Source organism: Anaerobacillus sp. 1_MG-2023 (assembly GCF_030547345.1).
In the GTDB taxonomy this organism is placed as follows: Bacteria; Bacillota; Bacilli; order Bacillales; family Guptibacillaceae; genus Guptibacillus; species Guptibacillus hwajinpoensis_B.
Genome location: NZ_JAUORD010000009.1, coordinates 138,518 through 152,542, shown reverse-complemented (window position 1 = coordinate 152,542; position 14,025 = coordinate 138,518). Strand labels below are relative to the sequence as shown.

The following is a 14,025-nucleotide window of genomic DNA, read 5'->3' as shown; positions in this document are numbered from 1 at the left end:
TGATCGTAGGGCCACAATCTTAATGAGAGCGACGAAGGATGTCAGTATGTTAATTAAAACGTGAATCCATTATGAAATATTAAAATACCGCTCATTTTAAACTCGCTTTTCTGCGATAGGTCTTTGTTTATTCTTAGAAAACGACAGCAATGGCCAATGATTGTTCACACAATTGAAAGAAAATAAATTACTTTTCCCTTATTTTTACAATGATTCTTTAACCTGTATCATGTATACTTAAATATTAGATTGAAAAGGTTTATGTAAGTCTCTTAGATTAAAAGAGAGATAAGGCGAAGTTGTGAAGGGATGAAAAGAAATGAAAGAATTGTTCTTTTCCGTGCTTCTCGTCGTGAAGAATGAAGAGAGGTATATACGAAAGTTGCTGGAAGGTGTCTTGCAACAGGAGTTTCCTCAAGATTCATATGAAATTCTAGTAGTAGATGGAATGTCGTCCGATCGAACGAAGGATATTATAGAAGATGTTAGTAGTAAGAACCCGGGAAGAATACGGTTGTTTGAAAATCCGAAAGAGACGTTGCCGACAGGATGGAATCTTGCCATTCAAAATGCGAAAGGGCAATACATTCTACGAGTAGATGGTCATACTATGATTCCAACTAATTTCCTTACGAGTTATTACGACTTAACTCAGCGTCAGCCTGATATGGACTGCGTTGGTGGAGTCATTCGAACAGAAGGAAAAGGGTTCTGGGGAACGATTAATGCTTATGTTTATTCGCATCCTATGGGCGTTGGGAACTCTATGTTCCGCATCACTAAAAGCTCTAGCAAATGGGAAGGGCGAGTAGATACCGTGCCATATGGCGCTTACAAACGTGAAGTGTTCCAGAAAGCCGGATTATTCAACGAAAACTTAAGAAGAAGTGAAGATATTGAATTTCATGCGAGAGTACGGAATCAGGGTGGCAAGTTTTATTTATCAAGCGAAATTGCTTCCACTTACTACGCAAGAGATAGTCTGAAAGCATTTGTTCAGAAATCCTATGCAGATGGAAAATGGGGTATTATTGCATCAAGAAGTACTCGAGGTGTGATGAGATTCCGACAGCTTGCTCCGTTAATGGCATTTCTAACTGGAACAGGTCTTGGAATTGGAGCGCTTTTTAACAATGCGTTTCTAATTAGCTTAATCACGATCGTTACTATTTATATGATGATGATCGGCATTTCTTCGCTAGGAGTTATTAAAAAACATGGTTTCCGCGCTTATTTCCCAACTGTGATGCAGTTCTTTTTGCTTCACTTTACGAGAGGACTTGGACTAGTAGGCGGATACTTTAGCAAACAATACTGGAAGGTGAAGACCGGTCATGAAAAATGGGCAAGAATTACTACCGACCACATTTCTTGATAATGAGACGATCCTTGCATATCGTAAGCAGTCTCAAACCTTAAGTTACAAAGAAGACCTGTGGTCATGGTACGTACTGCGTCGAATTTCGATTTACCTTACAATTCTTTTTTGTAAAATGCGTATAAAACCAAATACGATAAGCTGGATGAGTGTATTCTTCATTCTCATATCAGGCTTATCACTTGTGATTGCTACACCACTATCCATTATACTTGCAGCGCTCTTTTACAATATCGGTTATTTACTTGATTGTGTAGATGGTGAAGTTGCTCGCATTACGAAGCAAACGTCGTCGAAAGGTTATTATATCGATATTATTATCCAAGCAGCTGCGCTACCTGTCTTTTTATCGATGGTTTTAACGGTATTAAGACAGGCTGGAATGCTAGAAGTTAGTATACTCGAAATGGTTCTTGTTTATGCAACGTTTGTTGCAATTATTATGGCATTACTCGTTCCGATTGCTTATCAATTAACGAAGCTGACGATGTCACAATCAACGACTCAAGATCCTGTTAATTCAATTCGAGATGGATCATTATTCTTTGATATTGTAGCTGTTCTGCTCGGTCTACCTGGTTTCTTTGTAGCTGTTGTTGTCATCATCATTGTTGAACAACTAACAGGAGTAGATCTGCTACTTTACTATATATCCTTTTTCCTTGCCATGCTTGTATTAAAGACAGGCCTACGGGTCTTCATTACATCACGTTCATTTGATAAAAGCTAATATTCAATATAAATCCATTATAAATCATAATGAACTCGCGTGATGTTAAGTGTTATTAAAGATTGTAAATTGTATGTTAATTCACGTCTCGTGAAAATTATTAAACACTACTAACTGGAGGGGTCGAAATGAAGAAGGTTTTGACTTACGGTACATTTGATTTATTGCATTGGGGCCACATTAATATATTGAAGAGAGCAAAAGATCTTGGCGATTATCTTATTGTAGCTATTTCAACAGATGAATTTAATGAAATTAAAAATAAAAAAGCATATCATAGCTATGAAAATCGCAAAATGATATTAGAAGCTATTCGCTATGTTGATGAAGTAATTCCAGAAGAACATTGGGAGCAAAAAGTAGATGACGTAAAAAATCACGATGTAGACATCTTTGTGATGGGTGATGATTGGGAAGGGAAGTTTGATTTCTTGAAAGATCATTGTGAAGTCATTTATCTTCCTCGCACAGCGGGGATTTCGACATCGAAAATCAAGAAAGAGCTACTTGTATCTAACGGATAAGCAATTGTAGAAAGAAAGAATAAATAGTTGAGGTGCTAGGAATTGTTATGGGACAAATTAGTGTAGTAGTAACCGTTTATAATAAAGAAGACTATATCGAAAAATGCCTTGATTCCCTATTGCAGCAAACTTTTCAGGATATAGAAATTATTCTGATTAACGATGCATCAACTGATAATAGTAAGGGAATTATTGAGCGTTACAGCGATTCGAGAATGACTTGCTATCATCTAGATAAAAATGTTGGTGTCTCAAAAGCGCGCAACATGGGGATCGAGTACGCTTCAAGCGAGTTTATCTATTTTGTTGACGGTGACGATTACCTGGCGCCATACACACTAGAGCTTCTCCTAAACAACATAGGAGAAGAAAACTTTATTGGTGGTTCTATTTTCAAAGCTGGAAAAATTGCTATTCCAATGGAAATTGGAGAAGATTCCTACTATTTGCGTAGATTAAGTGGTGGAAGAAAAATTAAAGCACTTCGTCGTAGGAGTGCTACTAACTTGTTGCTACGCAAAGACTTTGTGGACGTTCATGAGCTTCGTTTTGATGAACAAGCTACCTTTTACACGGACCTTACCTTCTCCATTCCAGCAATAGTAAATACAGAGGAGATTCCGATGATTACAGGTGTTCCCACTTATTTAAAAGGGGAATGCTATGATCCGATCGACCAGCCAACTCTCATGCTACATTCTGTAGAGGAGAAGTTGCCTGATTTATTTTATGTGTATCATAAAATGAAGATGTCGTACGCTGATACGAAAAGCATTAGTCGCTATTTGGACCTTCTCTTGTTAAATTATTATTCAAAGAGCATTACAAATAAAGCCGTGAAGGACTCTAACGTTTTATTTGATCATTTCACTGCTTTAAAGAACAGTCTCTCTTTAGTAGCACCTGGAAGGATTAAGAGACGGAATATCATCGAACGAAGAGAGCATCGTCTTCTGCAAAAGGGGAGAAAAGAAGCTGTTCTGAAGTCAATGATGTTTCGTGTACGTTTAAGGCAGTGGCGTAGATCATTGAGGAAGAAACACTTACTCATGCGTCAGCTTTACCGAACGGTTCTCGTAAAAATGCCAATGAAACCGAAAAAAGTACTTCTTGAGAGCTTCGGTGGTAAGGGGTATTCAGATAGCCCTCGCTACATTTATGAAGAACTGTTAAAAAGCGATCATAAGTATGATTATTTATGGGTTTATGATAAAAAGAAAAAGGATATACCGGGGAATCCTAAGCAGGTGCGACGCTTAAGCCCCGCTTACTATTACCATCTTGCGACTGCCAAGTACTGGGTATCGAATGCTAGAATGCCAAACTTTGCGATTAAACGTCCTGAGACAGTTTATTTACAAACATGGCATGGCACACCGCTCAAAAAACTGGCAGCTGATATGAAAGAAGTACGTATGCCTGGCACGACAACTGAAAAATATAAGCGGAACTTTTACAATGAAGCCCAAAAATGGGACTATCTCGTTTCGCCAAATGATTATTCGACTTCTATTTTCAGAAGAGCCTTTAAGTTCGGGAAAGAAGTTCTTGATGTGGGCTATCCGAGAAACGATATCCTCTATCTTGAGGATGAAGAAAAGGCTAGACGTCAGCAGGAAATAAAGGCTAAACTTGGTATTCCTTCTGATAAAAAAGTCATTCTTTATGCCCCAACGTGGCGGGATGACGAGTTTCACGGTAAGGGGAAATACAAGTTTGATTTAAAGCTGAACCTTAGCGAAATGCAGGAACGTCTTGGTGACGAATATGTTATTGGTCTACGCATGCATTATTTAATTGCAGAGCATATTGATACGACTGGAATGAGCGATTTTGTATACAATTTATCTGACTACGGAGATATTGCGGAGCTTTATTTACTATCAGATATTCTGATTACTGATTATTCATCCGTGTTCTTTGATTTCGCAAATTTACGTCGTCCCATTTTATTTTTCACTTATGACATTGAAAAGTATCGCGATTCACTTCGCGGATTCTATATGGATTTTGAGAATGAAGCACCAGGTCCGCTTCTTAAAACGTCGGACGGTGTCATAGATGCGATTGAACATATCGAGAAAATAGAAGCTACCTATCAAAGCAATTTTAATGCATTCTATGATAAATATTGTCATCTTGATGATGGGCACGCTTCTAGAAAAGTAATTAATAGGGTGTTTGAGCCCGAGAAAGCTGAAATGTAGATAGACTTTAGAGAAACAGGGTACTGCCGCTGGTGAAGGCGATATGGCACTATCCTGTTTTTTCAAAGCGACAGCGCATTTCGAATAGAGGTAATCTACTACTAGTCGGGAGTATGGTGTCCATTTCATGAAAAAGCTATTGAGAATGTTGAAAATATATCCATTAATGAAGGCGTTTAGTCGACTTCTTTTTGTGGCGTTGGGCCGTTTTCCAGCAAACAAGCGGCTTGTTATATTTGAGAGCTTTTCTGGCAAGCAGTACAGCTGCAATCCAAGGGCGATCTACGAATATCTGTTAGAGCACGACTATGATTTAGACATGATTTGGAGTGTTGAAGAATCTCATGCTGAGTCTTTTCGTAAAAGGGGTATACCTACTGTAAGGCGTTTTTCGCTAAGATGGTTTTATCTCATGGCGCGTGCGCGTTATTGGGTGACTAATAGTCGGATGTCGCTTTGGATTCCTAAGCCATCTCACACTGTCTATGTACAAACGTGGCATGGAACGCCGCTTAAGAAGCTTGCAGGTGATATGGAAGAAGTGTTCATGCCTGGAACAAACACGCTCTCCTATAAAGATAATTTCTATAAGGAAGCAGCGAAGTGGGATTATTTAATCTCGCCGAATCGATACTCATCTGAGATTTTTGAGAGAGCATTTGGTTTTAAGAAAAACATGGTAGAATCGGGTTATCCACGTAATGATCGTCTTCATCTTGAAAATCATCAAGAAAAGATCGATGCTTTGAAAGTGGAGTATAGCATTCCTACCGATAAAAAAGTGGTTCTTTATGCACCAACCTGGAGAGATGATGAATTTTATCAACCAGGGAAATATAAGCATGAGCTGAAATTAGATCTTGATTTATTGAGACGTGAAATCGGCGAGGAATATGTTATTGTATTAAGGATGCATTATTTAATTGCAGAGCAGTTTGATCTTTCTCCATATGAAGGATTTGTTTTTGATTTATCACTTGGTGTCGATGTCAATGATCTCTATTTAATTTCTGATGTGTTAATTACGGATTATTCGTCTGTCTTTTTCGATTATGCGAATTTGAGGAGACCAATTATTTTCTTCGCTTATGATCTTGCTTCATATCGCGATAAATTGCGTGGGTTTTACTTTGATCTTGAAAAAGAGGCGCCAGGTCCTGTAGTGACAACATCTGAAGAAGTTTTACACGCCATTCAAACGTTTGAAAACGAAGGATTTGGCGTATTTGAAGAAAAGTATAACGATTTCTATAACACTTATTGTTACCTTGAAGGAGGGTCTGCTACCAAAAAGGTTGTTGACCAAATTTTTGTTAGTGAGGCAAAATAAGCATGAATTCTTTGATTGCAGTTTTAAAAGAACAAGTTAGCAACTTTTACCTAATTAATCGGCTTTCGGTTTATCAGGTAAAGAGCACGAATAGCAATAATTATCTTGGTATGGTTTGGGAGATTCTGAATCCCCTTTTCCAAATGAGTATTTACTGGTTTGTATTTGGCTTTGGAATACGAAACGGGAACCCGGTTGATGGCGTCCCATTTGTTCTATGGATGTCTGCTGGACTTGTTGTATGGTTCTTCTTTAACCCTGCTGTTATACAAGGATCAAAGTCGATATATACTAGGATATCAATGGTATCCAAAATGAACTTTCCAATGAGTACGATTCCGAGTTATGTAATTATGTCAGTCTTTTATCAACATTTGATTTTACTTGGTATATACTTTGCAGCAGTGTTATTAACTGGCCAGGGGGTATCCTGGCACTTGCTTCAGCTACCGTATTATATGTTCGCTTTAATTATTCTCATTTTTGCCATCTCCCTCATAACGTCGACGCTATCGACAATCGTTCGAGATGTGCACAAAATGCTTCAGTCGTTTATTCGGATGTTTCTTTATTTAACACCAATTTTATGGACAATTGATGATCTTCCTGGATTTATTCAGATTGGGATGAAACTTAATCCGCTATACTATATAGTGGAAGGCTACAGAGATGCACTTCTCGGCATGGGCTGGGTTCATCAGACGCTTCAATATACCCTTTACTACTGGGTTGTCGTTGTGCTCTTACTGATGATTGGTTCCTACCTGCATATGAAGTTCAAGAGTCATTTCGTAGACTATATTTAATAAGGACTGTCGTTTATGAGTTATTCAGTTAAATTAAACGGGATTACGAAAAAATATAAAATGCACAGGCAGAACTCTGATAAGCTCAAGGATATTCTTCTTCCTGGTGGCTATGGTGAGGATTTCTATGCCATTCGTGATTTAACCTTTGAAGCAGGTGAAGGTGATGTCGTTGGTATCATCGGAGTGAACGGGTCCGGGAAATCAACGTTCTCAAACCTTGTCGCTAATATTACGCCGCCAACTAGTGGGGAAATTGATGTAAAAGGTGATGTTTCCCTTATCGCCGTTTCTGCTGGCTTAAATAAAGAGCTAACAGGGCGAGAGAACATTGAATTGAAGCTGCTCATGATGGGATATAAGAAAGACGTTATTGAAAAGATGAAGCCTGACATTATTGATTTTGCGGATATTGGTAAATTTATTGATATGCCTGTTAAAAAGTATTCCAGTGGTATGAAATCACGTCTAGGTTTTTCTATATCCATTAGCGTCGATCCGGATGTTCTGATCGTCGATGAGGCCCTTTCTGTAGGTGATAAGACGTTTGCCGATAAGTGCCTTGTCAAAATGGACGAGTTTAAGGAACGTGGAAAAACAATTTTCTTTGTTAGTCATTCAAACGGCCAGATGAAGAAGTTTTGTAATAAAGCAATCTGGCTTGAACATGGCACGATCCGTGAGTATGGCGCAATGAAAGATATCATGCCGAAGTATGAAGCTTTTATTAAAGATTACAAATCGTGGTCGAAGGAAGAAAAGCGTCGCTTCAAAGAAGAAGGTATGAAGAAGCAGGAAGGTCTTTTAGCTGCTGATTCAGAAGAGAAAGGAAAGCGAAAGAAATCCAGACTCTTGTCTAGATGATTTGCTTCCTTCTATAGCAGAATCGCTCTCATAGAGAGCGATTTTTTCATTATTTGCGCTGAATTTATGGGAATGAATGTGATATGATGAGAAGGAATTTTTTGGTGACATAACAAGAAGTGGGGGAGTAAGAATGGCTATTTTAGTAACAGGCGGTGCTGGATATATTGGAAGTCATACGTGTGTTCAGTTACTTAATCACGGTTCTGATATTGTTGTCGTGGATAACTTTTCGAATAGTAAAATGGAATCGCTTGATCGTGTGAAAGAGTTAACTGAGCGAGATTTTCCGATTTATGAAGTGGATCTACTTGATCGATCTTCTTTAGAAATGGTGTTTGAAGAAAATGAAATTGAAGCAGTCATTCATTTTGCTGGCTTGAAAGCTGTTGGCGAATCGGTTTCCATGCCACTTCATTATTACCATAATAACTTAACAGGAACGTTCATTCTTTGTGAAGTGATGGAGAAATTGAACGTTCGAAACATTGTGTTTAGCTCATCTGCAACCGTTTATGGTATGCCTGATGTTATGCCAATCACTGAAGAAGCCCCTCTAAGCGCAACGAATCCGTATGGTCAAACGAAGCTCATGATTGAACAGATTCTTCGTGATCTCCATGTTTCTGATTCAAACTGGAGCATTGCCCTTCTTCGCTATTTCAATCCAATCGGAGCTCATGTGAGCGGAAGAATTGGAGAAGATCCTAACGGGATTCCAAATAACCTCATGCCGTATATTAGTCAGGTTGCGGTTGGAAAACTCGAAAAGCTTAGCGTGTTTGGAGATGACTACGATACAGCAGATGGTACAGGCGTTCGTGATTATATCCATGTGGAGGATCTGGCTAACGGGCATTTGAAAGCGTTAGAGCATATCTTAGGTACAACGGGAGTAGAAGCGTATAACCTTGGGACGGGAAATGGGTATAGCGTGCTTCAGATGGTGAAGGCTTTTGAAGAAGCGACTGGGAAAGAAGTGAAGTACTCCATTGCTCCGCGCCGTCCTGGCGATATTGGAGAATGCTATGCAGATCCGGCTAAAGCTGAAGCTGAGCTTGGCTGGAAAGCGGAAAAAGGCATTGAAGAAATGTGCCGCGACACGTGGCGCTGGCAGTCGGAAAATCCTGATGGGTATAAGAGGGGGCAGGTGCGTACCTGACCCCCCCCACGGAGGACAGCTGTCTTTCTATAGAGGACACTAAAGCCCGCTCATCAATGAGCGGGTTTTAGTGTTTAAATAAGGTTTCTCACGTATAACTGCCAGTAGTGTTGTGAAGAATTAGAAAGAAATTCTAAGGAGGTTCTCGCTGTGGCTGGTAAACGATTCAAACCAGGTAATGCGGGTCGACTACTTGATCCGAAACGAAAGGAAATTATTTCACCTGAACAAGTTATCGCTCATCTTGATGTAAAGGCAACTGATCATGTAGCTGATTTAGGAGCGGGAAATGGGTATTTTACATTGCCGTTGTCGGAAGCAGCTGAAAAGGTTTATGCGGTTGATATTGAAAGGCAGATGCTAGATCTTCTTAAAAAGCGTGTTTCAGAAGAAAATCTAGCAGGGCATATCGAGTACGTTGTCAGTAGCTTGGAGCAGATTAATCTAAGAGATCACGTCGCTGACAAAGCGATTGCGGCATTTGTGATTCATGAAGTGCCTGATCTTACGAAAACATTCCAAGAATTTAAGCGAGTGATTAAGCCAGGACGTAAATTGTTTGTACTTGAATGGGAAGCCATTGAAATGGATATGGGCCCACCACTTCATGAGCGAATTTCTTCTGAGAAGATGATGCAGATTTTTAAAGATAATGGACTTGAACCTGAGATTCACCGTTTTCATGAGTCTGTATATGGGGTAACTGCGGAAGTGTGAGGGGGGAAGACAGTTGTCCTCAAAACAAAGACCAAAAAACCAGCTCTCTTCATCGAGAGCTGGTTTCATTTATTTTGCTCAACTAAAATTTCGTTCGATTTAGTCTTCCATTGGTGTTGAGAAGCGGAAGGATTCGCCTTGAAGCATGGCGTCATTATACAAGAACAGGACTACATCAAAATCCTTATCCGCCATATACTCTGTTAAAACCTGATCATCGTTATAACGGATATCATAAACAGTAGTATTGGAGAAATGCTGGGCAATGTGGAACGCAATTGGGTTTGCGTAGGAATCTTTTAGAATCAATAGTCGGCTTTCCTTTTGAACAGCAGGATTCTCGATTGTAATTTCAGCTGTATTGTTCATGTACAGCCCACCAAAATCGATAGGATCGTTATCTCTAAATATGTCTGTACCATAGACCTGTTTAAATGTACGCTCTTTGCCGTTCCAGGAAATTTGATAGTTATCAAATAGATTATCTTTAGGTAACATGTGACAGATCTTTTCACCTGTTGCATCAACCGTTAAATAAAGCTGATTATTATAGCTTCCAATAAATTGCTTGTCGTTATAACACTTTAATTCATAGTCGCTGTCGTCTTCGTTCATGTTTGTATAGTAAGTTGAATTCTCAGAGAGAAGGTCTGCTACTTTTTGATAGCCTTCAAACGCCCCAAACATGTTCCAGTGATGGTCTGTCTTAAAGTAACGCTCTTTCAATTCATCATCAGTATATTCTTCTTTAAATTCCTTCCCAACATCAACTGTTGGGATGCTCTTTTGGTTAAATTCTGAAAAAAAGTAATCTTTCTTTTCTATTCCTGTTCCCTCTTCAATATAAGACGGCAGGATGTCGATGGTATTCACTTTATGAGGAAGAGAAGCAAAATAAACTTCCTTTCCCTCATCCTTCATCGTCGCCGCAAATTTGTTTAAGTTATCAACTGCCTTATCAATATGGGTAGAAGGCTTACTATAACTCGGTTTTGGGATGATCCAATTCGAGTCAGATACATAGTAATCAAAAATATAGGTTTTGTTCGTCATTTGCTGATATTGAAGATATGATTTCAACCAGATATTTCGACCGGGAAACTGATCAAGAAAATACGATTCAAAATCGTTCATGTATTCTCCGTTCGAAACATTCTCAATCGAAAGGTCAGGGTTTTGAGCTAGTTCTCTTTTTTCTACGTCAGATACTTCAATATCTGCTGAAACTGTAAGATAGAAGAAAACGGTAAAGATAAACGCAAAGAATAAGATAATAAGCATCCATTTCCTTGCCTTTTCAATTCGCTGAATCATAGCAAAGCTCCTTTATTGGCATTAAAACCTGAAATAAATAAATGGGTTGTAACTAGAATTGACTAATCGAACCATAGCGAAAATCATTAGCGTCATATAAATCGCTGGTTCTGAGAAAAGCGTGACGACCTGTAGTCCCTTTGCTTTCGTCGCTATACGATTGTAAATGTTGCCGATATTCGCTATGAAAGGTGTGCTGAAAATAACGCCAGCTAGGAATAATACCCAGTTATCATTCCACTGCAATAGGAACATTGAATCTACGAAAGCAGCCTGATTAAAGCCGAACATCGTTTGTAAGTATTCAAATGAATACGTAAAGTTATCAGCGCGGAAAAAGACCCAGCCGATCATGACGAGCAGTAGGACATAGATATGTTGTAGAGGCGACCATAGGCGACTTAACCATTTACCAAATCCGAGGCTTTCAATTACGATAATTGCCCCGTAGTAGAATCCCCAGGCCATAAACGTCCAGCTAGCGCCATGCCAGAACCCCGTAATCGTCCACACGATTAGAAGATTACGTACTTGTACAAGCTTTCCATGGCGATTCCCACCTAGTGGGATATAAACGTAATCTTTGAACCATGTCCCAAGAGAAATGTGCCATCTTCTCCAGAATTCTGAAATGCTTTTAGATATGTAGGGGTATCGAAAGTTCTCTAGAAAATCAAAGCCAAACATTTTTCCTAGACCAATGGCCATGTCGCTATACCCGGAGAAATCAAAGTAAATTTGGAGTGTGTAAGCAATAACACCAATCCACGCCATCATCACGCTCATTTCACCTGCGGGAGTGTTAAATGCCTGATCCGCAACAACTGCGAAACTGTTAGCTAACAGTACTTTTTTTGATAAGCCAATAATAAATCTTTTAATTCCTTCGTGTACCTTATCAGCAGTTATAGAGCGAGAATGAATTTGTTGATCAACGGTGTTGTATCGAACAATTGGCCCTGCAACGAGCTGTGGGAAAAGAGAGATATAAAGAGCTAGTGAGAAAACATTTTTCTGAACGGGTGCATCTTTTCGATAAATATCAATGACATAGCTCATCGCCTGGAATGTAAAAAACGAAATTCCAATTGGAAGAGGCAGCTCTCCAAGTTCAAAACTTGTCCCAAAGGAGCCATTAACATTAGATAATACGAAGCCTGCGTACTTAAAGTAACCAAGAATTGCAATGTTACCGATAATGGATAACGTTAGGAGGAATTTTTTTGTTGCGAGCTGATTATGAAAATGGTCAATTCCTCTCCCAAAACCATAGTTCATTATAATAGAGAAGAGCATCAGAAAGACATACTGTGGTTCTCCCCATGCGTAGAAAACAAGACTAGCAATAAGCAGTACGATGTTTCGAAAACTTTTTCTAGCAAAAAAATAAGAAAATAAAACGATCGGCATAAAAGCAAATAAGAAAACGAGATTACTAAATACCATATAGCTCCTCCAATAATTAAATATAATCCACTTAATACTATAGCATTTATATCTTTGAAATTTGCTTTTCTTCAATATTTTACAAAAACGTAAAATACATGAGGCAGAATGAAAAGATTATAGCCGTCAAAAAGTAAATTAATCAGTAAATATTTACTTGACTATAGTCCTTTTGTACCTTAATCTATAAACATGAATGCGCTTTCATTTTTGTTGTTCGGTGTTTTTTAGTAAACAAACAGGAGGGGTTATTTTGAGAAAGGTAATTGGTCGAGTTAGTTTCTTGCTTATTCTGATGTTAGTTCTCGGTGCTTGTTCTAGTGATAATAGCTCAAGTGGAGGGTCGGCGGGAGACGGAGATAGTAATGGTGAAAAGGTGACAGCATGGGCATGGAACATTAATGTTCCCGTTCTTGAAGAAGCGTCAGAGAAGTTTAAAGAAGAAAATCCGGATTTTGAACTAGAGGTTGTGGAACTCGGTCGTGAAGATGTTTATTCGAAATTAACGACTGGCCTTCAAGCTGGAGGGAAAGGGTTGCCAGATATCGTACTTGTCGAGGATGATCGTATCGAGGGTTATATGGAAACATTCCCTGATGCGTTCGTAAATGTATCTGATAAGGGGTTTGATGAGAGCAAGGATAGCTTTCCTACTTATAAAACAGACCTTCTTTCAAAAGACGATGCAATGTATGGCTTCCCATTTGATGGTGGTCCAACGGGCGTTTTTTATCGAACAGATTACTTTGAAGAAGCTGGTGTAAATCCCGATGATATTAAGACATGGGATGACTTTATTGAAGCGGGGAAAAAGATCAAAGAAGCTACAGGAAAAGCAATGCTTGGTCTTGATTTGAATGGTGATGACGATCTTTACCGTATGATGATGACGCAGCAAGGAACATTCTATTTTGATGATGAGAAGAATGTGAACTTCACTTCTGAAGAATCTAAAATGGCGGCAGAGAAAGTACAAATGATGAAAGAGGCTGGACTAGTTAAAGATACAGTGGGTTGGGACGCGTGGATTAGTGCAATGGCACAAGGTGATGTTGCGACGGCTCCTTCTGGCGCGTGGTTGAGCGGTTCTATTACTCAGCAAGCTAAAGACACAGAAGGTAACTGGGGAGTATTTAAGCTCCCGGCGTTTGAAGAAGATGGAAACCGTGCAGCGAACCTTGGTGGAAGTAACTATGTGATTACAAGCGCGAGCAAGAATCAGGATTTGGCTTACGATTTCATGGAATTCTTTACTACTAGTGATGACGTACAGCTAACGGCGATGGACAATGGTTTGTTTCCTACGCTGAACACGATTTATGAAAATGATGCATTCACAAAGGATGTGGAATTCTTTAGCAATCAGTCAATCTGGGAGCTGTTTGCAAGCGAGATGAATGATATTCCTTCTGTGAACTATACAGGTAATTACGCGCTTGCAAGTGATGAGTCAATCAAAGCACAATCCGAAGTGATGAATGGTCAGAAATCGATTGAAGAGGCTTATAAAGCAGCCGAAGATCGGTTGAAGAATCGGATTCAATAAT

At 39.1% G+C, this 14,025-nt stretch carries 11 protein-coding genes and 1 pseudogene; 10 read left to right on the top strand and 2 right to left on the bottom strand.

From position 1 onward, the window contains the following. Positions 1–319: 319 nt before the first annotated feature. From Q4550_RS15600 to Q4550_RS15560, 9 genes and pseudogenes are all read left to right on the top strand, one after another. Positions 320–1,375, top strand: a complete 1,056-nt coding sequence (locus Q4550_RS15600) for a glycosyltransferase family 2 protein (RefSeq protein ID WP_303534277.1) — start codon at positions 320–322, stop codon at positions 1,373–1,375. Next, on the top strand, positions 1,335–2,108 hold the full coding sequence (locus Q4550_RS15595) for a CDP-alcohol phosphatidyltransferase family protein (protein ID WP_303534275.1): 774 nt from the start codon (positions 1,335–1,337) through the stop codon (positions 2,106–2,108). Before Q4550_RS15600 ends, Q4550_RS15595 begins: the two co-directional genes overlap by 41 nt. A 128-nt stretch (positions 2,109–2,236) precedes the next feature. Continuing rightward, complete coding sequence (gene tagD, locus Q4550_RS15590) at positions 2,237–2,632, top strand: glycerol-3-phosphate cytidylyltransferase (RefSeq protein WP_194218652.1); 396 nt, start codon at positions 2,237–2,239, stop codon at positions 2,630–2,632. 47 nt (positions 2,633–2,679) lie between these two features. Further along, complete coding sequence (locus Q4550_RS15585) at positions 2,680–4,839, top strand: bifunctional glycosyltransferase/CDP-glycerol:glycerophosphate glycerophosphotransferase (protein WP_303534272.1); 2,160 nt, start codon at positions 2,680–2,682, stop codon at positions 4,837–4,839. Between the two features lie 127 nt (positions 4,840–4,966). Next, the gene (locus Q4550_RS15580) at positions 4,967–6,169 is read left to right on the top strand and encodes a CDP-glycerol glycerophosphotransferase family protein (RefSeq protein ID WP_371017649.1); all 1,203 of its coding nucleotides are present in this window, start codon (positions 4,967–4,969) and stop codon (positions 6,167–6,169) included. Between the two features lie 2 nt (positions 6,170–6,171). Continuing rightward, positions 6,172–6,975: an ABC transporter permease gene (locus tag Q4550_RS15575; protein ID WP_303534270.1), complete on the top strand. Its 804-nt coding sequence runs from the start codon at positions 6,172–6,174 to the stop codon at positions 6,973–6,975. Between the two features lie 15 nt (positions 6,976–6,990). Next, positions 6,991–7,776: pseudogene (gene tagH / locus Q4550_RS15570) on the top strand (teichoic acids export ABC transporter ATP-binding subunit TagH); the annotation flags it as partial. A gap of 196 nt (positions 7,777–7,972) precedes the next feature. Then, positions 7,973–9,001: a UDP-glucose 4-epimerase GalE gene (galE, locus tag Q4550_RS15565; protein WP_303534268.1), complete on the top strand. Its 1,029-nt coding sequence runs from the start codon at positions 7,973–7,975 to the stop codon at positions 8,999–9,001. Between the two features lie 150 nt (positions 9,002–9,151). Beyond that, positions 9,152–9,718, top strand: coding sequence for a class I SAM-dependent methyltransferase (locus Q4550_RS15560; RefSeq protein WP_303534265.1), 567 nt, complete (start codon positions 9,152–9,154; stop codon positions 9,716–9,718). A 99-nt stretch (positions 9,719–9,817) separates the two neighbouring features. Here Q4550_RS15560 and Q4550_RS15555 read toward each other — a convergent pair whose 3' ends face one another. Together Q4550_RS15555 and Q4550_RS15550 are read right to left on the bottom strand one after the other, a co-directional pair. Further along, positions 9,818–11,032: a DHHW family protein gene (locus Q4550_RS15555; RefSeq protein WP_303534263.1), complete on the bottom strand. Its 1,215-nt coding sequence runs from the start codon at positions 11,030–11,032 to the stop codon at positions 9,818–9,820. Between the two features lie 21 nt (positions 11,033–11,053). Next, positions 11,054–12,478 (bottom strand): MBOAT family O-acyltransferase, encoded by a 1,425-nt coding sequence (locus Q4550_RS15550; RefSeq protein ID WP_303534260.1) that lies wholly within the window; start codon positions 12,476–12,478, stop codon positions 11,054–11,056. Positions 12,479–12,731: 253 nt separating this feature from the next. Here Q4550_RS15550 and Q4550_RS15545 point away from each other — a divergent pair, with 253 nt between their 5' ends. Continuing rightward, complete coding sequence (locus tag Q4550_RS15545) at positions 12,732–14,024, top strand: ABC transporter substrate-binding protein (protein ID WP_303534258.1); 1,293 nt, start codon at positions 12,732–12,734, stop codon at positions 14,022–14,024. Position 14,025: the final 1 nt, after the last annotated feature.

Excerpts from the sequence above, each read along its gene's own strand:
- Q4550_RS15600 (WP_303534277.1), top strand. The coding sequence starts at position 320 with ATGAAAGAATTGTTCTTTTCCGTGCTTCTCGTCGTGAAGAATGAAGAG.
- Q4550_RS15595 (WP_303534275.1), top strand. The coding sequence starts at position 1,335 with ATGAAAAATGGGCAAGAATTACTACCGACCACATTTCTTGATAATGAG.
- tagD (WP_194218652.1), top strand. The coding sequence starts at position 2,237 with ATGAAGAAGGTTTTGACTTACGGTACATTTGATTTATTGCATTGGGGC.
- Q4550_RS15585 (WP_303534272.1), top strand. The coding sequence starts at position 2,680 with ATGGGACAAATTAGTGTAGTAGTAACCGTTTATAATAAAGAAGACTAT.
- Q4550_RS15580 (WP_371017649.1), top strand. The coding sequence starts at position 4,967 with ATGAAAAAGCTATTGAGAATGTTGAAAATATATCCATTAATGAAGGCG.
- Q4550_RS15575 (WP_303534270.1), top strand. The coding sequence starts at position 6,172 with ATGAATTCTTTGATTGCAGTTTTAAAAGAACAAGTTAGCAACTTTTAC.
- galE (WP_303534268.1), top strand. The coding sequence starts at position 7,973 with ATGGCTATTTTAGTAACAGGCGGTGCTGGATATATTGGAAGTCATACG.
- Q4550_RS15555 (WP_303534263.1), bottom strand. The coding sequence starts at position 11,032 with ATGATTCAGCGAATTGAAAAGGCAAGGAAATGGATGCTTATTATCTTA.
- Q4550_RS15550 (WP_303534260.1), bottom strand. The coding sequence starts at position 12,478 with ATGGTATTTAGTAATCTCGTTTTCTTATTTGCTTTTATGCCGATCGTT.